The organism is Microbacterium sp. NPDC076768 (genome assembly GCF_040687205.1).
Classification (GTDB): Bacteria; Actinomycetota; Actinomycetes; order Actinomycetales; family Microbacteriaceae; genus Microbacterium.
In genome coordinates this window covers 1,103,170-1,125,322 of sequence record NZ_JBFBMU010000002.1, presented here as the reverse complement: position 1 = coordinate 1,125,322, position 22,153 = coordinate 1,103,170, and the positions used below count along the sequence as shown (strand labels likewise).

Below are 22,153 nucleotides of genomic sequence, written 5' to 3'. Positions count from 1 at the left end.
CGCCAACCTGCGTGGTTGGCATGAATCAGGTGTGAGGTTGCCCTAGACTTGGGTGTGCTCTGTTCGCGATCTGAAAGGTGCATCGTGCCCTCGAAACGCAGCCTTCGTTGGGCCGCCCTCCCTGTGGGAGTTGCGGCAGCCTTGGCCCTGGCGGGATGTACCACCACCGAGCTGAATGGTTTTCTTCCTGGCTTCGTGGACGATGGTCCCGCAGCTACAAACCAGACCGAGCGGGTGTCGTCGCTCTGGGTCAACTCCTGGATCGTTCTGCTCGCAGTCGGCATCATCACCTGGGGTCTGATGGCCTGGGCGGCGATTGCCTACCGTCGCCGCAAGGGTCAGACGGGTCTGCCAGTGCAGATGCGCTACAACATGCCGATCGAGATTTTCTACACGATCGTGCCGCTCATCCTTGTGCTGGGCATGTTCTTCTTCACTGCTCGCGATCAGACAGAGATCGAAGCCAAGTGGGACGACCCAGATGTCGAGATCACGGCTATCGCAAAGCAGTGGGCATGGGACTTCCAGTACGACGGCGAAGCGGAAGATAACTCCGACGCTGTCTGGAGTATGGGTATCCAGGCTCAGCCGGATGCCGCGGGCAACATCGACCAGTCGCAGTTGCCGACGCTGGTCCTGCCTGTCGACAAGAAGGTCACAATCGATCTTCGCTCGCGTGACGTTATCCACTCCTTCTGGATCATCGACTTCTTGTACAAGAAAGACATGTTCATCGGAAAGGACAACTCCTGGTCCTTCATTCCGACTCGCGAGGGTGAGTACGCGGGTAAGTGCGCCGAGCTCTGCGGTGAGTACCACTCGATGATGCTCTTCAACGTCAAGGTCGTCTCCGACGACGAGTACAACGATTACCTCGCGTCTCTCGAGGAAGAGGGCAACACAGGCGACATCACTGACGCCTACGACCGTCTCTCGAACCTTCCGGGCACGACCGCGAAGAACGACACCGAGGAAGGAGGGGAGTAAGTTATGTCGACCACAGAAGCTCCCCGTACAGACGAGACTCCAGGGTCGCGTCCCAACTCTCTGCCCGCACGTCAGGCCGCTCTTATGAGCTCCTCGCGCGTTGAGCAAAAGGGCAACATCGTCGTCAAGTGGATCACCTCGACTGACCACAAGACGATCGGGTACATGTACCTCATCGCCTCGGTGATGTTCTTCCTCCTCGGTGGTGTGATGGCCCTTGTCATCCGCGCCGAGCTGTTCGCTCCTGGAATGCAGATCGTTCCGACGAAAGAGCAGTACAACCAGCTGTTCACCATGCACGGCACGATCATGCTGCTCATGTTCGCGACGCCGCTCTTTGCTGGCTTTGCGAACGCGATCCTTCCGCTGCAGATCGGTGCGCCTGACGTCGCGTTCCCGCGTCTGAACGCGTTTGCCTTCTGGCTCTTCCTCTTCGGCTCGACCATCGCGGTTGCTGGCTTCCTCACACCGCAGGGTGCCGCATCCTTCGGCTGGTTTGCCTATCAACCTCTGGCGGGTGCATCGTTCTCGCCAGGTGCCGGCGGAAACCTCTGGATGCTGGGTCTTGGTATCTCCGGATTCGGAACAATTCTTGGTGCGGTGAACTTCATCACCACGATCATCACGATGCGCGCACCGGGAATGACGATGTGGCGCATGCCGATCTTCACCTGGAACACACTCATCACCAGCCTGCTGATTCTGATGGCGTTCCCCGTGCTCGCTGCGGCGATCTTCGCGGCAGCCGCAGACCGTGTGCTCGGTGCCCACATCTATGACCCGGCAAACGGCGGTGTTCTGCTCTGGCAGCACCTCTTCTGGTTCTTCGGTCACCCCGAGGTGTACATCATTGCGCTGCCGTTCTTCGGTATCGTTTCGGAGATCTTCCCGGTGTTCAGCCGCAAGCCGATCTTCGGTTACAAGACTCTCGTCTACGCGACCATTGCGATCGCTGCACTCTCCGTCGCGGTCTGGGCGCACCACATGTACGTCACTGGTTCGGTACTGTTGCCGTTCTTCGCGCTGATGACCATGTTGATCGCGGTTCCCACTGGTGTGAAGATCTTCAACTGGATCGGCACGCTCTGGCGAGGGTCGGTAACATTCGAGACTCCGATGGTGTTCGCCCTTGGCTTCCTCGTGTCGTTCGTCTTCGGTGGTCTGACTGGTGTGATCCTCGCGGCCCCGCCGCTGGACTTCGCGCTCTCTGACTCCTACTTCGTCGTCGCTCACTTCCACTACGTCGTCTTCGGCACCGTGGTGTTCGCGATGTTCGCTGGCTTCTACTTCTGGTGGCCGAAGTGGACGGGGCGCATGCTCAACGAGCGCCTGGGCTACGTGCACTTCTGGTTGCTTTTCATCGGCTTCCACATGACGTTCCTCATCCAGCACTGGCTCGGTGTTGACGGCATGGTTCGCCGTTACGCTGACTACTCTGAGGCTGACGGTTGGACCTGGCAGAACCAGGTGTCGACTATCGGTGCGATCATCCTCGGCGCTTCGATGTTGCCGTTCTTCTTGAACGTCTGGATCACCGCACGCAAGGCTCCTAAGGTCACCGTGAACGACCCGTGGGGTTACGGTTCATCGCTCGAGTGGGCGACGTCGTGCCCGCCGCCGCGACACAACTTCACGTCGATCCCGCGTATCCGTAGCGAGCGTCCTGCGTTCGATCTGAATCACCCTGAAGCTGCCGAGTTTGCTACAACGGCTCCAGGCGAGCGAGAGGCCCACTAAGTCATGCGCGACAACGTTATTCTCTGGTGGATCCTGACGGCGTTTTTTGCCTTCATCGGCGTCGTTTACACAGGGTGGAACATTCTGGCTCACCCCGATCTGCCGCTCGTAAATCAGATCGAGTGGGTCGGGACTGTTGCACTGATCTTCGTGGCGTTGATGAGTGCCATGATCGCCTTCTACCTCGATCGCACGCACAAGGCTCAGAACGGCGAGTTGCCTGAAGACATCCTCACCTCAGACATCGATGACGGTGACCCTGAGCTCGGTGAGTTCAGCCCGTGGTCCTGGTGGCCGATTGTGCTGGCCGGATCGGCCGGAATCTTCGTGGTCGGTCTTGCCGTGGGGCAGTTCCTGCTCCCGATTGGACTCGCCATCTTCGTCGTGGCGATCATCGGATGGGTGTACGAGTACTACCGCGGGAACTTTGCCCGCTGAGTAGAAGCATTGAAGAAGGCCCCCGGATTGCTCCGGGGGCCTTCTCTGTGTGCTGGTGGTGCAGTCATCAGGCGCGCGTACGAATGCGCGCGATACCGGTGAGAGCATCGACAGGCCGATGATGAACGCCATCCGCGTCTTCCACGGGGTATCCCTCTCGTACCCAATACTCGAAGCCGCCGATCATCTCGCGGACTTCATAGCCGAGGCGGGCGAACTCGAGTGCGGCCTTCGCTCCAGCGTTGCATCCAGGACTCCAGCAGTACACGACGACTTCGATGTCGCGAGCAATCTCGGCGGGTGCTCGACGGACAATTTCGCTGTAGTGCATGTGCACCGCGCCGGCTACTCGGCCTTGGGCCCACGCTTCGTCGGAGCGGACATCAACGACTAAGACGCTGTTGCCCGCTTTGAATGCGGCGTACACGTCGCTGGGGTCTGTCTCATACGCAAGTTTGGCCTCGTAGTAGTCGGTGCGATCGATCATGGCCTCAGCATAGGTAGATGAAACGTGATCGAGCCAGCGGAATCCAGTCGATCTAAGTAGGAATGCAGTCATCGTGGTGCTGCTGGAGCACGGCGGTCATCTGCACCCGTGGGCCGTGCTCGAAGAGCCCGAGGGCCGCCTCCACTTCCACGAGCTCCCGGAGGAACGTGTTCGTGGGCTCACTCTGCACGAACCCACACGAGGCATAGAACGGGGCATTCCAGGGGACATGTGCGTAGGTGCGAAGCGTGAGTTCTTTGTGCCCACGACGGAGCGATTCGTTGAGCGCGGTCGAAACGAGTTTCCGACCGATCCCTCGTCGCCCGAACTCGGGGAGGACGGAGAGTTGCTCGAGATGGGCGCGATTGTCGATCTCGAGCACATGAACGAAGCCGACGACCTTGGGTGTCTCGAGCTTCTTGTTCGACATCTCCGCTACCCGAGTAAAGCCTGACAACGATGCGCGTTCGCTCGCAGACGACGGGGGAGGCCAGCCGACCGCGTCAAGGTAGTTGATCAAGAGCGTGTCCGCCAGTTCCTCGATCTGTTCGATTGCGGGTTGGTCTTCTACCCAAGCCGGACGTATACGGAGGCTCATGTCGACAGCTCAGAGGACACGGCTGCCACCGCTTCGATCTCTACGAGCTGGTCGTTGTAGCCCAGCACGGTGACACCGACGAGCGTGCTCGGGACGTCGTGAGTGCCAAACGCCGCGTGTACAACGTCCCAGGCAGTGACGAGGTCCGCTTGCTCGCTGGACGCTACAAGAACCCGCGTGCTGATGATGTCCGTAAGTGTGGCCTCGGCAGCTTCGAGAGCGATCATGAGTGTCTCTACGCAGCGCTCTGCTTGAACGGCATAGTCTCCCGGTGCGGCTGTGGTCCCATCTGCGTTGAGGGGACATGCGCCGGCGAAGAAGATCAGACGAGAGCCCGCTGGAGCAGTGGCGGCATGTGCGTATGGCGCTGGAGCAAGGCTTGCGGAGCGGATGAGTCGAACGACGGAGGCCATGGCTAGATCCTCTCACTGGAAACGATGAAGGCCCCGTCCAATCGGACGGGGCCTTCATCTGCGGGGGAGTGACGACTACTTCTCGTCTTCCGACTGCTTCTTGCGAGGCTTCTTCACCGGCTCGGTAGCGATTACCGTGCTCGGCGTGTTTGCCGTTTCGTCTACATGCGTCTCGTCGGCGGTGAGCGCGGCGTCTGGAACCCCTGCACGCTCGTGAGCGCCTTGGATCTCTGCCGTCTCAGCCTCGTCGTTGTGCGCAGCGACGTGGTTCTGGTGTGCGTCAGCTTCGTCGATCTCCGCCTGCGTGAGAGGCGCCAGACGATCTTCGAAGAACCAGCGAGAGATCGAAGAACGAAGGTTCTCGGACCACGGGATCCGGCCCTTGTCATTCGGGCGAACAACGAGCGGCTCGTAGCCGTCGACATCGATCAGCTTCCAACGGTCGTACTTGTCGACCGGCTGGTGTACCTCGATGAACTCGCCGCCGGGGAGGCGAACGATGCGACCGGACTCGAAACCGTGCAAGACGATCTCGCGGTCCTTCTTCTGCAGGGCGATGCAGATGCGCTTCGTGACGAAGTAACCAAGGATTGGTCCGATGAACAGCAGCGCCTGAAGCGTGTGGATCACACCTTCCATCGTGAGCATGAAGTGCGTCGCGATGAGGTCGGAGGATGCCGCAGCCCAAAGCACTGCGTAGAAGATAACTCCCGCTGCACCGATCGCGGTACGCGTTGCCGCGTTGCGAGGGCGCTGTGCGATGTGGTGCTCGCGCTTGTCGCCCGTGATCCACGCCTCAAGGAAGGGGTAGATCGCGACAGCGACGATGAACAGACCGAGCACGGCCACCGGTACAAGGATTCCGAACGACCAGGTGTGGTCGAGGAAGACGATGTCCCAATTGGAAGGAGCAAGACGCAACGCGCCGTCGGCGAATCCGATGTACCAGTCCGGTTGTGTTCCGGCGGAGACAGGGGAGGGGTCGTACGGCCCGTAGTTCCAAATCGGGTTGATCTGGAAGAAGGTTGCGATCAGCACGATGGTGCCGAAGACGATGAAGAGGTATCCACCCATCTTGGACATGTACACCGGCATCATCGGGAAGCCAACGACGTTGTCGTTCGTGCGGCCAGGGCCGGCGAACTGTGTGTGCTTGTTGATGATCATCAACATCAGGTGCACCGCAATGAACGCGATCACCAGCATTGGCAGCAACAGAATATGCAGGGTGTAAAGACGTCCGACGATGTCGGTTCCGGGGAACTCACCGCCGAAGAGGAGGAACGAGGTCCAGGTGCCGATCAGGGGGAGACCCTTGATCATGCCGTCGATAATGCGCAGACCGTTACCGGAAAGCAGGTCATCAGGGAGCGAGTAACCGGTGAAGCCCTCGGCCATTGCCAGCACGAAGAGCAGGAAGCCGATCACCCAGTTCAGCTCGCGAGGCTTACGGAAAGCGCCGGTGAAGAACACCCGGAGCATGTGCACGCCGATACCGGCGATGAACACGAGCGCAGCCCAGTGGTGAATCTGACGCACGAGAAGGCCACCGCGGAGGTCGAACGAGATGTTCAGGGTGGATTCAAGAGCGGCGGACATCGCGATGCCACGCATCGGAGCGTAGGCGCCGGTGTAGTGGGTCTCGACCATCGAAGCATCGAAGAAGAACGTCAGGAAGGTTCCGGAGAGGAACACAACGACGAAGCTCCACAATGCGATCTCACCGAGCATGAATGACCAGTGATCGGGGAAGATCTTCCGGCCGAGCTCTTTGACCATGCCGGAGAGGCTGGTGCGCTCATCGATGTAGTTCGACGCGGCAGCGACGAAGCGGCCGCCGAGGGGCGCCTTGGTGTCTTTGTTGTCCTCTTTGGACAGCGTTGCGGTGCTCAATGGCGCTCCCAGAAGCTCGGGCCGACGGGTTCCTTGAAGTCGCTGCGTGCGACCAGGTAGCCCTCGTCATCGACAGTGATAGGCAGCTGCGGCAGCGGACGAGCTGCCGGGCCGAAGATGACCTTTGCGTGGTCCGTGACGTCGAACTGCGACTGGTGGCACGGGCACAGCAGGTGGTGGGTCTGCTGCTCGTACAGTGCCACAGGGCAACCGACGTGAGTGCAGACCTTGGAGTAAGCAACGATGCCGTCGTAAGACCAGTCCTTGCGGTCTTCGGCTTCGATGAGCTGCTCTGGGCGAAGACGCATCATCAAAACGATCGCCTTAGCCTTTTCCTCGAGGTAGCCGTCTTCATGGCTGAGCGAGGCAAGATCCTCCGGGATGACGTGGAATGCAGAGCCGAGAGTCACATCCGCAGCCCGGATGGGAGTTCCATCGGGGTCGCGCACCAGTCGGCTGCCGTCTTCCCACATCGTGTGCTTGAGGAGTGCAACCGGGTCACCGGCAGTGGGGTCCTCCGGTGTCGAGTGCGGTGCCAAGCCACGGAAGAGCGTCACTCCGGGAATGAGCGAAGCAACGATCGCGGCGAACAGCGAGTTGCGGATCATCGAGCGGCGTCCGAAGCCGGACTCCTCGTTCGCGTCAGCGAATGTCTTGATAGCTGCTTCGCGAGTTGCGTCCTTGCCACGCGTGGGGTGGCGGTGCTCGATGAACTCCTTGTCCGACATCAGCGCCTTGGACCAGTGGATTGCACCAATGCCGAGAGCAAGCAGCGCGAGAGCGATGCCGAGACCGATGAAGAGGTTGTTCTGCCGGATGTCGATGAGCGCGCCGCTCTCGATCGGGAACAGCATGTAGGCGGCAACCGCCCAGATGCTGCCAGCGAGCGACAGGTAGAACAGCGTGTAGACAGTGCGAACCGCAGCCTTCTCAGCGCGCGGGTCCTTGTCGGTCATCCGCTCGCGATGCGGCGGAAGCCCGGGGTTCTGCACGGGATCGCTGACTGCGACACCCAGCCCAGGAGAGGGCTGGTAGGCCCTGTCAAGAGCCTGCGAGTCGTCGTCGTGTGCCATGGTGCTCCTCGTACGTTCCTCTTCGATGAATAAGCGTCAGTTGGACTTCGCGGTGATCCATACGGTGACGGCGACGAGCGCGCCGATACCGAAGATCCACACGAACAGGCCCTCGGAGACCGGGCCGAGCGAACCGAGGGAGAACCCACCGATCTGCACGGACTGCTGCTGGTAAAGCAGCGCCGAGATGATGTCGCGCTTGTCGTCGTCTGACAGGTTCATGTCGCCGAAGACGGGCATGTTCTGCGGGCCGGTAACCATGGCCGCGTACATGTGGAGTGCGCTGGTTTCGCCGAGTCCAGGGGCGTACTTGCCCTCGGTGAGAGCTCCACCGGCGGCGGCCACGTTGTGGCACATTGCGCAGTTGACTCGGAAAAGCTCGGCGCCGTTCGAGACGTCACCTTCGCCATCAAGGATTTCGTCCGACGGGTAGGTCGGGCCGGGGGCCTCTGACTGTACGAAGGACGAGATCGCGAGGATCTGGTCCTCGGTGAACTGCGGCTCCTTCTGCGGGGCCTGTGGGCCCTGCATCTGCAGAGGCATGCGACCGGTTGACAGCTGGAACTCTGTTGCCAGCTCGCCTACGCCGTAGAGGCTGGGGCCGTTGGGTGTTCCCTGCATGTCCAAGCCGTGGCATGTCGCGCAGTTAGCAGTGAACAGCTTTTCGCCGTCTTCTACCGTCAGTTGCGACGCCGCGGTCTGTGTGTCGGATGCAGCGAACGCGGCAGATGCACCGGCGTACACCGCACCGGTGATCATGAGGCCTGCGCCAATGAGGGCGACCGCAGCCAGGGGGCTGCGACGACCGTTGGAACGGCGCTTCTTCTCTCGTGCCATCTCGGGGATCAGCTCCGCTCTTATTTCAGGAAGTAGATAACGAAGAACAGCACGACCCAGACGACGTCGACGAAGTGCCAGTAGTAGGACACAACAATCGAGGACGTTGCCTCTTTGTGTCGGAAGTTCTTGACGGCGTATGCACGGCCGATAACGAGGAGGAACGCGATCAAGCCGCCCGTGACGTGGATGGCGTGGAAGCCTGTCGTCAGGTAGAACGCGGAAGCGTAAGAATCTGCACCGATCGGCATTCCCTCAGCCACGAGCTGGGCGTACTCCCACACCTGACCGGATACGAAGATCGCGCCGAGGGCGAAGGTGAGGAAGAACCACTCAACCATTCCCCAGCCGAAGAGGCGGTGGCGCCCTGCGCCATTCTTCTGCCCCTTGTTGAGCTTGTACGGCTGGAGGTCTTCTGCCGCAAACACGCCCATCTGGCACGTGAACGAGGAGAGAACAAGGATGGCTGTGTTGGCTGCAGCGAACGGAACATTGAGCAGGTCCGTCCGGTCTGCCCACAGCTCCGGAGAGGTGCTGCGGAGAGTGAAGTAGATCGCGAAGAGTCCCGCGAAGAACATCACCTCACTGCCGAGCCACACAATGGTGCCGACAGCTACCGGGTTGGGCCGCTTAATCGTTCTCGCCGCCGGGGCATACGTCGCTGAGGTCGTCACTCCTCCATTATGGCCGATCCTCGGGCGTGATTCTCGCACCCGCGCCTCTTGATTTGCCTGCTGGTGACTTAGGTGAACCTAAGAAAACCCTGCGAATACCTAGTGAATCCGCGGGAAACGGGGGTCGCGGGCCGCTCCACGAGAATCTTCGAAGGAACTTCATGTTTTCCTTGCGCCGATAGGATCGCACACATGCCTGATTCGCTTACCTGGTCTGACGTGCTCACCTCGCTCTTGGAGCGGCGCGATCTCAGCGTGTGGGAATCGACTTGGGCGATGCGCCAGATCATGCAAGGAAATGTCACTGACGCACAGCTAGGAGGCTTCCTTCTCGCGCTTCGTGCAAAGGGCGAGACGATTGATGAGGTCGTTGGCTTCCGCGATGCGATTCTCGAAGCAGCAGTCCCGTTGCCTGTCTCTCCTAACGTGCTCGACATCGTGGGCACTGGCGGCGACCGCGTTGGCACCGTCAATGTGTCGACGACGGCGGCCATCATCATCGGCGCAGCCGGCGTGCCGGTCGTCAAGCATGGCAACCGTGCGGCGAGCTCAGCATCGGGCTCATCCGATGTGCTTGGTGCCCTCGGCCTCGAGCTGTCGCTGAACCCCGCAGACGTGGCGACGATTCTTGATCGCACGGGGATCACATTTGCCTGGGCTGGCGCCTTCCACCCAGGGTTCAAGCATGCGGGGCCCGTTCGTGCCGAGTTGGGTGTCCCGACGGTCTTCAACATGCTCGGCCCACTCTGCAACCCGGCTCGTGCTGAGGCTAACGCTGTGGGAGTGGCGCAGTTGGAGCGCGTTCCGTTGATCACCGGCGTTTTTCGCACACGAGGCGCCACGGCGCTCGTGTTCCGCGGCGACGATGGTCTGGACGAGCTGACCACCACGGGGCACAGCCGAATTTGGGAGGTCACCCGAGGTGACATCCATGAGCACGATCTTGATCCCCGCGATCTCGGGATCCCGATGGCCGATCTGTCTGATCTCCTCGGTGGATCCCCGCAACACAACGCAGAGGTGCTTCGCCGCACGCTCGAGGGAGAGATGGGCGCGGTGCGCGACATTGTTCTGCTCAATGCGGCGGCCGGAATTGTTGCCTTCGAGCTCTCTCAGGATGCTGGGCAGGTGCAGCGCCCGATCCTCGAGCGGTTGCGCGAAGGTTATGAGAAGGCTTCTGCGGCGGTGGATGATGGGCGTGCGCTGGCGAAGCTTGATCAGTGGATTGGCGTGAGTCGCGAGCTGGCAACACCGCTGGACTGACGATGGAACCTGTTGATGCTCTGCTCGAGATCGCCTCGCTGCTGGAGCGTGAGCGGGCATCGAGGTACCGCGCCAAGGCTTTTCGTCGAGCGGCGGAGACGTTACAAGATCTGCCACACGAAGTGGTTGCTGATCCAACGAGACTGCGTGCGACTAAGGGGATCGGTGAATCCACGTTCGCCGTGATCCGTGAAGCTCAGGCCGGACAGGTGCCGGAGTACCTTACGGAGCTGCGCGGCGGCGTGGAGCCCGAGCGGGTTTCAGCGCTGCGGGCGAAGCTTCGCGGCGACCTACACGCCCACACTGAATGGTCAGATGGGGCTACGTCGATCGCCGCTATGGCCGCGGCCGCACGCGCACTGGGCCACGAATATCAGGCGATCACCGACCACTCACCTCGCTTGCGCGTCGCGCGGGGACTTTCTGTGGAACGCCTGCGGGAGCAGATTCCACTGGTGCGGGCAGAGTCCGGCGAAGGCCTCACGCTGCTCGCCGGCATCGAGGTCGACATTCTCGAAGATGGTGCCCTCGATCAGGAAGAGTCTCTGCTGGCAGAACTCGACATCGTCGTGGCATCTGTGCACTCCAAGCTCAGGATGGACAAGCGTCAGATGACGAAGCGAATGATCGCGGCGGTCTCGCATCCGCGAGTCAATGTGCTCGGGCATTGCACCGGACAGTTGGTGCAAGGGGAACGCGGCACGAGGCCGCGATCGGATTTCGATGCGGCAGCAGTGTTTGCCGCGTGCGCCGACAATGGTGTCGCTGTGGAGATAAATTCACGTCCGGAGCGTCAGGATCCGCCTGACGAACTGATCGCGATCGCACTGCGAGCAGGCTGCCTGTTCTCTATCGATTCGGATGCACATGCGCCTGGTCAGCTGTCGCTGCTTGATCATGGGGCGGAGCGTGCGGAGAGGGCTGGTATCCCCACCGCGCGAATCGTGACTACCTGGGGGCTGTCGCGCCTACTCGCCTGGGCGGACTGAGGAGACCTTGGAGACCGCCGCAATGGCGCGCGCCATTGATCCGCCGAGATTCCACTTCTCCGCAAGCGCTGTCGTCGCTTCTTCTTGGGTGGGGTCCAGCGGCCGCAAAGGAACATCCGGAGCGCTGATGGGGAGAGACGTCGCTACCGCAACCACCGTCGGAGCGACGTCGAGGTATTCGGCTGCGCCCAGCACCTTCGCGCGCACACCGGCACTCATCCCTTCGCCTGCTTCTGCTGCAGCACGAATCCCCGTGAGATCTGCGTGATTTTGCAGGAGGGTCGCCGCCGTCTTCTCTCCGACGCCCGCTACACCAGGCAATCCGTCTGAAGCATCGCCCCGCATCGTAGAGAAATCGGAGTATTGCGAGGGCAATACTCCGTACTTGGCGACGACCGTCTCGTCGGTCACGATCTCCAGGTTGCTCATGCCGCGGGCGGTGTAGATCACACGCACGTCGCGGGAGTCATCAACAAGCTGGAATAGGTCGCGGTCGCCTGTGACGATGTCGACCGCCATCGTCGCGTTTGTGGCGAGCGTGCCGATCACGTCGTCCGCCTCGTGCTCTGCGACGCCGATGATGGGGATACCGAGAGCCTCGAGGGTCTGCCTGATGAGTGGAATCTGTGATTCCAACGGATCAGGGACTTCTTCAACGTCGGGGGCGCTGGCGACTACTTCGACAACGCGGTGAGCTTTATAGCTGGGGATGAGGTCGACGCGCCACTGTGGGCGCCAGTCGTCGTCCCAGCAAGCGATCACATGCGTGGGTTCGTATAGCGTGACCAGCTTCGCGACGATGTCGAGAAGGCCTCGTGCGGCGTTGACAGACGAACCATCTGGTGCCTTCACCTTGTCGGGCACTCCGTAGAAGGCGCGGAAGTAAAGGCTTGCGGTGTCGAGCAACATCAGACGGTCGGCGCGAGGCATGCACCAAGAGTAGAGCGACATCGCCTGTGGGTCAGCACGGGGTCAGTACTGTCAGCAGCCAGGTGCGCCAGGTTGCTCGGCGCATGTTCTTGCGACCAGTGCAGTGTTCGCCTCGTAAATCACGATCTCTTGGGGCGGGCCATCGGTCGTGAGTTGCCCGGCAACAGCGAACCACCCGGCGCCGAGGTCTACCTCAGCGGTGTAGCGGACAGTGACGCTGGCGGAGTACGTTCCGCGCTGGGTATAGGTGTGACTTGTCGCCGTCGGCGTGAAAGTGGCTTGTCCGAGCGTGGCCCACGTTGCTCCGCCGCTTGCGCTGCTCGTTACAGTGCCATCGCCGTAATCGAAGTCGTATCCGACAGGTGTGAAACGCACCGAGATCGGCGCGCTGAAGAGAGTGCCGCTGGTGGTTCGCACAGACGATGCCGCGACAAAGTTCGTCGGCATGCCAGCGATGCCCACGTTGTCTGGCTCCGCGAGAGGGCTGATCGCCTCTGGAGCGAACTGCGCGAGATCGGTGATAGTGATCTCCGGCGCCGCCGGCTGCTCAGAGTCCGGCTCTGCGAGCTCCTCTTCTTCGACGGTATTGCGGAAGCAACCCCGAGCACTGTTCCAGTCGTCTAGGCACGACTCGAAATCGAACTCGTGCACCGGGTAGTTGGGTTCGCCGGGGGAGCCGTTCTCCGGCGCCCGGTTGTCGGTTCCCGGGTTCGCCTGCTCCGTCTGAGTCCCGGAAACAGTGAGGGTGTCCCCGCTGCTATTGCACCCCGCGACCCACGACACTGTTGCGTTACAACCGTCGCTCGCGAGTGTGGAGGCGTAGAGGGGCGAGAAGAAGAGCGAGAGAATCGCGACGATCGTTACTGTGCGCACGAGACCTCCTCCGCAACGGACTGTGCGGAGAGACGTAGCTCAAGCGCACGGGTCGAGCGTTCGAAAGTGATCAGCATCGGCTGCCGATCTGGGCGATCGGGGGAGACGGCGGACTCCCCGAGTTCGTTGAAGACCTCCACCTCAGCGACGTCCACGCAAACCGTCGCAGTCACCGATCCGCTTTCGAGGTTTGCAGATTCGCCAGCGAAAGAGTCGTACCTTGTAGCGCCGGTGGTCGACATCTTCGCAGCGTGAAACTCGCTGAATGCCTTGCGTGTTGTTGCTTCAGCAGCCCCAGACAGGAAAGCGAAGACCGGCTCGAAGCTACTTGGATCGCCTAAGTCGACGGCGTTCAGTGCGTCGTTGTAGGCCCGGTAGGTTTCTTCGGCGGCGGCGAAGGCTTCCTCTTCGGAGGTGAATGCGGGCGTGGTGGTCGGCGTCGGCGTAGGCGTCGGTGAGCAGCCGGCCAACACGGTGATTGTGAACACCATGAGGAGCGCGCCGAGTCGAACAAGTCCTGACGAAGTGTGGAGCGAAGGAGTCGGCGAGATCACTCGGTCACGCTAGCGCGGGGTGGCTAGTGGGTGCTCGAGTTATCCACAGGAAAAGAGAGCCCAGAATTCGACTGTTTGAAGCAGGCCAACTTCTGATAGCGTTAACCGTCACTTGTGGCGTGCATGCGCATGCCCTGGTGGCGAGAAACCAAAATCCATCTGCTGTGAAGCATGCTGTCGGCCGTGCGCGGTCTTTGCATTGCAGCCTGAGTCTCCATTCAACAAGGACAACCCACTACATGACTACCGCAACGACCGCCCCGGCCACCAAGCAGGTCGCCATCAACGACATCGGATCTGCTGAGGACTTCCTGGCCGCGGTCGAGAAGACCCTGAAGTTCTTCAACGACGGCGACATCATCGAAGGCACGATCGTCAAGATCGACCGCGATGAGGTCCTCCTTGATGTCGGCTACAAGACCGAGGGTGTTATTCCCTCGCGTGAGCTTTCGATCAAGCACGACGTCGACCCCAACGAGGTTGTCGCAGTCGGCGACCTGGTCGAGGCCCTCGTCCTCCAGAAGGAGGACAAGGAAGGCCGTCTCATCCTTTCCAAGAAGCGTGCTCAGTACGAGCGTGCATGGGGAGATGTTGAGAAGATCAAGGAAGACGACGGCGTCGTCACCGGTACGGTCATTGAGGTCGTCAAGGGTGGACTCATCGTCGACATCGGCCTCCGTGGCTTCCTCCCGGCCTCGCTCATCGAGCTGCGCCGCGTTCGCGACCTGACGCCTTACCTCGGTCAGGAGATCGAGGCCAAGATCCTCGAGCTCGACAAGAACCGCAACAACGTTGTTCTGAGCCGCCGTGCGCTGCTCGAGCAGACGCAGTCGGAGTCGCGCACCACGTTCCTGAACAACCTGCACAAGGGTCAGGTTCGCAAGGGTGTCGTTTCGTCGATCGTCAACTTCGGTGCGTTCGTTGACCTGGGTGGCGTTGACGGCCTCGTGCACGTCTCCGAGCTGTCCTGGAAGCACATCGAGCACGCCTCTGAGGTCGTCGAGGTTGGCCAGGAGGTCACCGTCGAGATCCTTGAGGTCGACCTTGACCGCGAGCGCGTCTCGCTGTCGCTGAAGGCTACGCAGGAAGACCCATGGCAGGTCTTCGCCCGTACCCACGCGATCGGTCAGGTCACCCCGGGTAAGGTCACCAAGCTTGTTCCGTTCGGTGCGTTCGTTCGCGTCGCAGACGGCATCGAGGGACTCGTTCACATCTCCGAGCTCTCCAGCAAGCACGTCGAGCTGGCCGAGCAGGTTGTGTCGGTTGGCGAAGAGGTCTTCGTCAAGGTCATCGACATCGACCTCGAGCGTCGTCGTATCTCGCTGTCGCTGAAGCAGGCCAACGAATCGGTTGACCCCAACGGCACCGAGTTCGACCCGGCCCTGTACGGCATGCTTGCCGAGTACGACGAGGCTGGCGAGTACAAGTACCCGGAGGGCTTCGACGCCGAGACCGGTGCTTGGAAGGAAGGCTTCGACGCTCAGCGCGAGGCTTGGGAGCAGGAGTACGCTGCAGCCCAGGCTCGCTGGGAGGCTCACAAGGCTCAGGTCGTCAAGGCTGCCGAGGCCGAGGCTGCTGCCGGAGACGACTTCGGTGGTCAGGCATTCGCCAGCGAGGTTGCAGGTGCGGGCACGCTCGCAGACGACGAGGCTCTCGCAGCTCTGCGCGAGAAGCTCTCGGGCGGCAACTAAGTAGCACTCTGAAACGGGTCGTCACCTCGCCTTCGGGCGGGTGACGGCCCGTTTTGCGTTTGTGACGTTTGTGGTTTCGTGACGCAACATTACGACCGCATTCGTAACAATCAAGCAATCCAGTCAGCATGGGTTTATGACCGTTCTGCTTTCTGCTCCTCGCACCGTTGATACCTCGACGACGCTGGGTACTGCGCAGGCCGTGCGGCTTGAGGGCATTGCACGGTCCTTTCCGCTGGCACGCGGACACCGAGACGTGTTGCGCGACGTGAACGTTGACATCACTGCGGGCGAGATTGTCGCGGTTGTCGGTCCTTCTGGATGCGGAAAGTCGACCCTTCTTCGTCTTATTGGCGGACTGGACGCGCCAACAAACGGACGCATCCTGCTCGATGACACGAGTGTTGCTGAGGTTGATGAGCGCACGGCTGTGGCTTTCCAAGAGCCGCGCTTGCTTCCCTGGCGCACGATCGCCCAGAACGTCGAGCTCGGATTGCCGCGTGGCACCGCTCGCCGCGCGGGTCGGGAACGGGTGCAAGAGCTGTTGCATCTGGTGGGGCTTGACCATGCAGCCCACCAGCGCCCCGGCGAGGTCTCTGGCGGGATGGCGCAGCGTGCATCGCTTGCCAGGGCGCTGGCCCGCAACCCCGGCGTCCTGCTTCTGGATGAACCGTTCGGTGCGCTCGACGCGCTGACGCGACTGCGGATGCATGATCTGCTTCTGAAGATCCACGCGGCAGAGCCCACCACCATTCTGCTCGTCACTCACGACGTCGAAGAGGCGCTGTACCTCGCAGACCGCGTCTTGTTGCTACGCACTCTCGCCGGCGAACAGGAGAGTTCGATCTCTCGGACTATTTCTGTTCCGGGCACCAGACCCCGAGACCGCGCCGATCGCGGACTCGCTGACCTGCGTGCAGACCTTCTCGAAGGTCTGGGCGTTGATACCCACCACCGCATCACCGAGGAGACCCGATGAGCATCACCACCCGCCGAATCGTCCCTGCGCTTGCGATTGCCGGAACGATGATGCTCGTCGCCACCGGTTGTGTTGCAGGGGAGAACGCCACCACGGGGAGCGAGAACGCATCAGGTACCAGCGAATGGTCATCTGACACGCTCTCCATCGACTTCGCCACGTACAACCCGCTGAGTCTTGTTATTCGTGACCAGGGGATTCTCGAAGACATCCTCGGCGACGATGTGGAAGTCGAGTGGGTGCAGTCCGCTGGGTCTAACAAGGCGAACGAACTGCTGCGTTCTGGTTCTGTCGACGTGGGATCCACGGCGGGATCAGCTGCACTTCTCGCTCGTGCCAACGGATCGCCCATCCAGGTCATCGACATCTACTCGCAACCGGAGTGGTCGGCGATCGTCGTTGGCCCCGAAAGCGACATCGCCTCGCTCGACGATCTCAAGGGTGCGTCGATCGCGGCCACAAAGGGCACCGATCCGTACTTCTTCCTGCTTCAAGCGCTCGTAGAGGGCGGACTTTCGCTGTCCGACGTCGAAGTGCAGAACCTTCAGCATGCCGACGGTCGCGCAGCTCTCGACGGTGGTTCCGTCGACGCGTGGGCGGGACTCGACCCGATCATGGCGGCAGCTGAGGTGGAGTCGGGAGACACCCTCGTCTACCGCAATGTCGACTTCAACACGTATGGCTTCCTCAACGCCACCGAAGACTTCATCAACAACCACGCCGATCTCGCCCAGGCCGTCGTTGACGCCTATGAGCAGGCGCGCGAGTGGGCGTTGGAGAACCCCGACGAGACGGCTGCTCTGCTCGCTGACGTCGCCGGCATCGACATCGACGTGGCGACAACAGTGATTCAGGAGCGCTCCAACCTCGATGTGAGCGGCACTCCCGGCGACGACCAGATTGCTGTGCTCGAAAAGATCGCACCTGTTCTCGTCGAATCTGGTGATGTGCAGGGTGGGCAGGATTCTGTAGACAGCGCACTTTCGTCGATCGTGAACCCGACGTTTGCTGAGAAGGCGGTCGGGGGCGAGTGAGTTACATCGACCAACGGGTGTCTGTCCCCGCAGATTCGCTAGACGCCCTTGATGCCGCCAGAGGCGTCTCACGCAGGCCAGCGGTCGGTGCCCGCCGCAGCTGGGACCGTCCGGCCGTGCGCGTCGTTGCTGGTCTCGTCGTCCCGGTGCTTATCCTGCTTGCCTGGCAGCTCGTGACGACGACGGGCATCGTTCCGCCATACCGTCTCCCTACACCGGCCTCGGTTGTCAGCGCTGGCATCGAGCTGGCGGAGCGGGGCGAACTCTGGAACCACATCGCCATCTCAGTGCAGCGTGTGTTGCTCGGGTTCGCGCTTGGATCCGTGGCAGGGCTTGCTGTGGCAGGCATCGTCGGGCTTTCGCGGCTCGGTGACGTTTTTCTCAGCCCGACGCTCGCGGCGATTCGCGCCGTGCCGTCGCTCGCCTGGGTGCCACTGCTCATTCTGTGGATGCAGATCGGCGAAGAGTCGAAGATCACCCTCATCGCCATCGGTGCGTTTTTCCCCGTCTACACCACTGTCGCTTCGGCGCTCCGACATGTAGATCCGCAGCTGGTCGAGGCGGGCCGCTCATTCAGTCTTCGTGGGTGGTCTCTGTTCCGCGTTGTGCAGTTGCCTGCGGTGGTCCCGTCCGTCGTTTCCGGTCTGCGGCTTGCGCTTGCTCAGGCCTGGCTGTTTCTTGTCGCCGCTGAACTCATCGCCTCGTCGATGGGATTGGGATTCCTGTTGACGGATTCCCAGAACAGTGGTCGTGTTGACCGAATCTTGCTCTCCATCGTGTTGCTTGCTCTTTTGGGCACGATCACCAACGGCATCCTGGTGCTGGTGGAGAAGTACCTGCTTCGCCGATGGATCTGATGGTGTCCGAGTCTCGACTACAAGAAACGCGAATCTATCCGCCTTCGCACATGCAAAGGCCTGTAAATGTATCGGCGGAGGCATATGAGCGCGCTGCCGCGGATCCCGTGTTGTTTTGGGAAGAAGCAGCCCGCCGCCTCGACTGGGCTCAGCCGTGGCACACGGCGCACGAGTGGGAACCGCCGACCAACGATGCGGTTCCCGCCGCGCGCTGGTTTGTCGGCGGGAAACTGAACGTCGCTGTCAACTGTGTTGATCGTCACGTCGATGCCGGCCGCGGAGATAAAGTCGCGTTGTACTTTGAGGGGGAGCCGGGAGACCGCGAAACGGTCACCTACGCCAATCTGCAAGAGCGTGTTTCTCGTGCAGCCAATGCCCTCATTGCGCTGGGCATCGAACCGGGCGACCGCGTGGTCGTCTACCTCCCCGTCTTGATCGAAACCATAGTGATCACCCTCGCCTGCGCGCGGGTGGGAGCAGTGCACTCGCTCGTTTTCGGAGGCTTCTCGGCAGAAGCCGTCCGGTTTCGCCTCGCCGACACCGGGGCGAAGCTCCTCGTCACCAGCGACGGACAGTTTCGTCGTGGCGCCGCTACCGAGGTGAAGTCGACAGCCGACGTCGCGGCGGCCGATCTTCCCGCACTCGAGCATGTGCTCGTGCTTCGCCGCACAGGACAAGACGTGCCGTGGACGCAGGGGAGGGACGTGTGGTGGCATGACGTTGTCGATACTGCTTCTGCGGTGCACGAGCCTCAGGTTTTCGACGCAGAGCATCCGCTTTTCATCATTTACACCTCTGGCACCACGGGAAAGCCGAAGGGGCTGGTGCATACTTCCGGTGGCTACCTCACCCACGCAAGCTGGGCGCACTGGGCACACTTCGATGCGAAAGCCGATGATGTGCACTGGTGCACTGCCGATCTCGCATGGGTGACAGCACACACCTATGAGATCTATGGTCCGCTCTCTAACGGGCTTACCCAGGTCATTTATGAGGGGACACCTGACTCACCGCATCGTGAGCGCCATCTCGAGATCATCCAGCGGTATGGGGTGACGGTTTACTACACCGCACCCACCCTGATCCGGACGTTCATGACCTGGTTTGGATCAGCGCTGCCTGCCGGATTTGATCTTTCTACGCTGCGCCTATTGGGAACTGTCGGTGAAGCGATTAATCCTGAAGCCTGGGTGTGGTTTCGCCGAAACTTCGGTCGCGATGAGCTCTCGGTGATCGACACCTGGTGGCAATCCGAGACCGGCGCGGCGATGATCGCCCCGCTTCCTGGGGTGACCACGCTCAAGCCGGGGTCAGCATCGGTGCCGTTGCCAGGAATCGATGTGGCCGTGGTCGACGAAGTTGGCAACGAGGTCGCCCCTGGACTCTCTGGCACCCTGGTTGTTCGTCGCCCGTGGCCAGGAATGGCACGCACCGTATGGGGCAATGCCCGCCGGTATCGAGACGCATACTGGGCCGCGTATGCCGGTTGTGGCGAGTTCGGCGGCTACTACGTCGCAGGTGACGGTGCGACACGCGACGAAGACGGGTGCATCTGGATCCTTGGTCGACTCGACGATGTTGTCAACGTGTCTGGACACCGTCTTTCGACGATCGAGATCGAATCAGCGCTCGTCGCTCATCACAGCGTGGGGGAGGCGGGGTCGGCAGGGGTATCTGATCCCGTCACCGGACAGGCTGTCGTCGCATTCGTCACGCAGTCCGGGCAGGCAGACGTGACGACTCCCGATCTGCGTGCTCAGGTTGCGCAGGCGATTGGTCCGGTTGCCAAACCAAAGCACATCGTGGTTGTTCCCGATCTGCCGAAGACGCGATCGGGAAAAATCATGCGTCGACTCCTGGCACAGTTGTGGGAGGCCGAACAAGACCGCAGAGCCGGACGTAGCCCCAAACCACTCGGGGACACGACGTCGTTGCAGAACCCCTGGGCCGTCGAAGAAATCGCCGACGTGCTCGCCGCCGCTGAACTGAGGACACTATGACGGAAGAACATCGCTTCGGGTTTCGTACCAGGGCACTGCACGCCGGAGGGACGCCCGACGCCTCGACTGGTGCGCGTGCTGTGCCCATCTACCAGACCACGTCGTTCGTCTTCGATGATGCAACGGATGCGGGAAACCTCTTCGCTCTGCAAAAGTACGGCAACATCTACTCCCGCATCGGAAACCCCACGGTGGCTGCTCTTGAAGAGAGGCTGGCATCTCTCGAGGGCGGCATTGGAGCCGTCGCCACTGCTTCGGGGATGAGTGCCGAGTTCATCACGTTCGCGGCGCTGGTCGGTGCTGGCGATCATGTCGTTGCTGCCGCACAGCTTTATGGGGGCACCGTCACGCAGTTGGACATCACGCTCCGCCGCTTCGGCGTTGAGACCACCTTCGTCGCTTCGTCAGATCCCGCAGATTATGCGGCGGCGATTCGACCGGAGACCAAAGTCGTCTACGTCGAGATGATCGGTAACCCTTCGGGAGAGATTGCAGACATTGAAGGACTCGCAGCCGTCGCCCACGCTGCGGGTGTTCCGTTGGTTGTCGATGCGACACTCGCGACGCCATACCTTGCACGTCCGTTGGAGCACGGCGCAGACATCGTGATCCACTCCGTGACAAAGTTCCTCGGTGGCCATGGCACAACGCTCGGCGGTGTCGTGATCGAGAAGGGCACGTTCGACTGGGGAAACGGGAAGTTCCCGCAGATGACCGAGCCCGTCGAGTCTTACGGTGGCATCAAGTGGTGGGACAACTTCGGAGAGTACGGCTTTCTGACCAAGCTCCGTTCCGAGCAGCTGCGTGATATTGGTCCGGCACTGAGTCCGCAATCGGCATTCAACCTTCTTCAGGGAGTAGAAACGCTCCCGCAGCGCATCGACGCGCACCTGGAGAACGCCCGCATCGTCTCTGAATGGCTCAATTCTGATCCGCGGGTTTCCTACGTCACGTGGGCAGGGCTTGAGACACATCCGCATCACGATCGAGCGGCCAAATATCTTCCGCTGGGTCCGGGGTCGGTGTTCGCGTTCGGTGTCGCGGCTGACGACGGCCGTGCGGCGGGGGAGACTCTGATTGAGAACCTCCAGCTCGCCTCGCACCTAGCCAATATCGGTGACGCTCGTACGCTCGTCATCCATCCTGCTTCGACCACCCACCGTCAGCTCAGTGAGGAACAGCTCGTGGCGGCTGGTGTTCGCTCCGATCTGATTCGTATCTCCGTGGGGCTCGAAGACGCCGACGACATCATCTGGGATCTCGATCAGGCGCTGACGATCGCGACAGGAGCAACCCGATGAGCGAGCACACTTCTGCAGGCGAATCCTGCGCACTGCCAGCGATGGCGCCTACCGTAGCTGAGCGCACGTGGGTGGGACCAACGCAACAAGATCGATTCGGGGTGCTGCGTCGCGCGAAGTCCATTGCCATCGTCGGTGCGTCAAACAATCCAGCGCGTGCCTCCTATTTCGTGGCGTCGTACCTGCTTTCCAGCACGGCTTATGAGGTGTACCTCGTCAACCCACGGGAGAGCGAGATCTTGGGGCAACCTGTTTATGGGTCCCTGAGTGATCTGCCGGTGGTCCCAGACATCGTGGATGTGTTCCGCCGCCACGATGATTTGCCCGGTGTTGCCCGTGAGGCCATCGACTCAGGGGCACAGACGCTGTGGCTTCAACTCGGGTCGTGGAACGAGGAAGCAGCCGCTATCGCAGAGGCGGCGGGAGTGACTGTCGTCATGGACCGGTGCCTCAAGATCGAGCACGCGCGGTTCCACGGTGGCCTGCACCTCGCAGGCTTCAACACCGGGGTGATCAGCTCGCGACGGCAGCTGCGCGCACGCTGA

22 protein-coding genes are annotated in these 22,153 nt (G+C 61.3%); 12 read left to right on the top strand and 10 right to left on the bottom strand.

Features of this window, described 5'->3' with window-relative positions:
- Nucleotides 1-84: 84 nt before the first annotated feature.
- The 3 genes from coxB to AB0O87_RS11815 are packed head-to-tail and all read left to right on the top strand — an operon-like array spanning nt 85 to nt 3,162.
- Nucleotides 85-987, top strand: a complete 903-nt coding sequence (coxB, locus tag AB0O87_RS11825) for a cytochrome c oxidase subunit II (protein WP_363515909.1) — start codon at nt 85-87, stop codon at nt 985-987.
- 3 nt (nt 988-990) lie between these two features.
- Nucleotides 991-2,724 (top strand): cytochrome c oxidase subunit I, encoded by a 1,734-nt coding sequence (gene ctaD / locus AB0O87_RS11820; RefSeq protein WP_363515906.1) that lies wholly within the window; start codon nt 991-993, stop codon nt 2,722-2,724.
- A 3-nt stretch (nt 2,725-2,727) separates the two neighbouring features.
- A complete protein-coding gene (locus AB0O87_RS11815) occupies nt 2,728-3,162 on the top strand; it encodes a cytochrome c oxidase subunit 4 (RefSeq protein WP_363515903.1) in 435 nt (144 codons plus the stop codon).
- Nucleotides 3,163-3,229: 67 nt separating this feature from the next.
- Here the strand turns inward: AB0O87_RS11815 and AB0O87_RS11810 are convergent, their stop codons facing one another.
- The 7 genes from AB0O87_RS11810 to AB0O87_RS11780 all read right to left on the bottom strand — a co-directional run bounded on the left by AB0O87_RS11810 (nt 3,230) and on the right by AB0O87_RS11780 (nt 9,137).
- The gene (locus AB0O87_RS11810; protein WP_363515900.1) at nt 3,230-3,649 is read right to left on the bottom strand and encodes a rhodanese-like domain-containing protein; all 420 of its coding nucleotides are present in this window, start codon (nt 3,647-3,649) and stop codon (nt 3,230-3,232) included.
- A 52-nt stretch (nt 3,650-3,701) separates the two neighbouring features.
- The gene (locus AB0O87_RS11805) at nt 3,702-4,247 is read right to left on the bottom strand and encodes a GNAT family N-acetyltransferase (protein WP_363515897.1); all 546 of its coding nucleotides are present in this window, start codon (nt 4,245-4,247) and stop codon (nt 3,702-3,704) included.
- Nucleotides 4,244-4,660, bottom strand: coding sequence for a RidA family protein (locus tag AB0O87_RS11800; RefSeq protein ID WP_363515894.1), 417 nt, complete (start codon nt 4,658-4,660; stop codon nt 4,244-4,246). The genes AB0O87_RS11805 and AB0O87_RS11800 overlap by 4 nt, the downstream gene beginning before the upstream one ends.
- 75 nt (nt 4,661-4,735) lie before the next feature.
- Nucleotides 4,736-6,553 (bottom strand): cytochrome bc complex cytochrome b subunit, encoded by a 1,818-nt coding sequence (locus tag AB0O87_RS11795; RefSeq protein ID WP_363515891.1) that lies wholly within the window; start codon nt 6,551-6,553, stop codon nt 4,736-4,738.
- On the bottom strand, nt 6,550-7,626 hold the full coding sequence (locus tag AB0O87_RS11790; RefSeq protein ID WP_363515888.1) for a Rieske 2Fe-2S domain-containing protein: 1,077 nt from the start codon (nt 7,624-7,626) through the stop codon (nt 6,550-6,552). The genes AB0O87_RS11795 and AB0O87_RS11790 overlap by 4 nt, the downstream gene beginning before the upstream one ends.
- Before the next feature lie 36 nt (nt 7,627-7,662).
- Nucleotides 7,663-8,463 (bottom strand): cytochrome c, encoded by an 801-nt coding sequence (locus AB0O87_RS11785; protein ID WP_363515885.1) that lies wholly within the window; start codon nt 8,461-8,463, stop codon nt 7,663-7,665.
- Nucleotides 8,464-8,483: 20 nt separating this feature from the next.
- Nucleotides 8,484-9,137, bottom strand: coding sequence for a heme-copper oxidase subunit III (locus tag AB0O87_RS11780; protein ID WP_363515882.1), 654 nt, complete (start codon nt 9,135-9,137; stop codon nt 8,484-8,486).
- A gap of 192 nt (nt 9,138-9,329) precedes the next feature.
- Between AB0O87_RS11780 and trpD the strand changes: the two genes are divergently transcribed.
- Together trpD and AB0O87_RS11770 are read left to right on the top strand one after the other, a co-directional pair.
- Nucleotides 9,330-10,400 (top strand): anthranilate phosphoribosyltransferase, encoded by a 1,071-nt coding sequence (gene trpD / locus AB0O87_RS11775; protein WP_363515879.1) that lies wholly within the window; start codon nt 9,330-9,332, stop codon nt 10,398-10,400.
- Between the two features lie 2 nt (nt 10,401-10,402).
- On the top strand, nt 10,403-11,389 hold the full coding sequence (locus AB0O87_RS11770; RefSeq protein ID WP_363516240.1) for a PHP domain-containing protein: 987 nt from the start codon (nt 10,403-10,405) through the stop codon (nt 11,387-11,389).
- Here AB0O87_RS11770 and AB0O87_RS11765 read toward each other — a convergent pair.
- Genes AB0O87_RS11765 through AB0O87_RS11755 form a run of 3 tightly spaced genes read right to left on the bottom strand, consistent with a single transcriptional unit; the run spans nt 11,369 to nt 13,746 of the window.
- Nucleotides 11,369-12,319: a 5'-3' exonuclease gene (locus AB0O87_RS11765; RefSeq protein WP_363515876.1), complete on the bottom strand. Its 951-nt coding sequence runs from the start codon at nt 12,317-12,319 to the stop codon at nt 11,369-11,371. The two genes, AB0O87_RS11770 and AB0O87_RS11765, sit on opposite strands and share 21 nt — an antisense overlap.
- Before the next feature lie 51 nt (nt 12,320-12,370).
- The gene (locus AB0O87_RS11760) at nt 12,371-13,192 is read right to left on the bottom strand and encodes a hypothetical protein (RefSeq protein ID WP_363515873.1); all 822 of its coding nucleotides are present in this window, start codon (nt 13,190-13,192) and stop codon (nt 12,371-12,373) included.
- Nucleotides 13,180-13,746, bottom strand: coding sequence for a hypothetical protein (locus tag AB0O87_RS11755; protein WP_363515872.1), 567 nt, complete (start codon nt 13,744-13,746; stop codon nt 13,180-13,182). The genes AB0O87_RS11760 and AB0O87_RS11755 overlap by 13 nt, the downstream gene beginning before the upstream one ends.
- A gap of 239 nt (nt 13,747-13,985) precedes the next feature.
- Between AB0O87_RS11755 and rpsA the strand changes: the two genes are divergently transcribed.
- The 7 genes from rpsA (at nt 13,986) to AB0O87_RS11720 (ending at nt 22,153) form a co-directional block, all read left to right on the top strand.
- Nucleotides 13,986-15,437 (top strand): 30S ribosomal protein S1, encoded by a 1,452-nt coding sequence (gene rpsA / locus AB0O87_RS11750; protein WP_363515869.1) that lies wholly within the window; start codon nt 13,986-13,988, stop codon nt 15,435-15,437.
- Between the two features lie 136 nt (nt 15,438-15,573).
- A complete protein-coding gene (locus AB0O87_RS11745; RefSeq protein ID WP_363515866.1) occupies nt 15,574-16,416 on the top strand; it encodes an ABC transporter ATP-binding protein in 843 nt (280 codons plus the stop codon).
- Nucleotides 16,413-17,450 (top strand): aliphatic sulfonate ABC transporter substrate-binding protein, encoded by a 1,038-nt coding sequence (locus AB0O87_RS11740; RefSeq protein WP_363515863.1) that lies wholly within the window; start codon nt 16,413-16,415, stop codon nt 17,448-17,450. The genes AB0O87_RS11745 and AB0O87_RS11740 overlap by 4 nt, the downstream gene beginning before the upstream one ends.
- On the top strand, nt 17,447-18,307 hold the full coding sequence (locus tag AB0O87_RS11735; protein ID WP_363515861.1) for an ABC transporter permease: 861 nt from the start codon (nt 17,447-17,449) through the stop codon (nt 18,305-18,307). Before AB0O87_RS11740 ends, AB0O87_RS11735 begins: the two co-directional genes overlap by 4 nt.
- Entirely contained in the window at nt 18,298-20,307 is a 2,010-nt protein-coding gene (gene acs, locus AB0O87_RS11730; protein ID WP_363515858.1) for an acetate--CoA ligase, read from the top strand. Before AB0O87_RS11735 ends, acs begins: the two co-directional genes overlap by 10 nt.
- On the top strand, nt 20,304-21,608 hold the full coding sequence (locus AB0O87_RS11725; protein WP_363515855.1) for an O-acetylhomoserine aminocarboxypropyltransferase/cysteine synthase family protein: 1,305 nt from the start codon (nt 20,304-20,306) through the stop codon (nt 21,606-21,608). The genes acs and AB0O87_RS11725 overlap by 4 nt, the downstream gene beginning before the upstream one ends.
- 41 nt (nt 21,609-21,649) lie before the next feature.
- The gene (locus tag AB0O87_RS11720) at nt 21,650-22,153 is read left to right on the top strand and encodes a CoA-binding protein (protein ID WP_363516237.1); all 504 of its coding nucleotides are present in this window, start codon (nt 21,650-21,652) and stop codon (nt 22,151-22,153) included.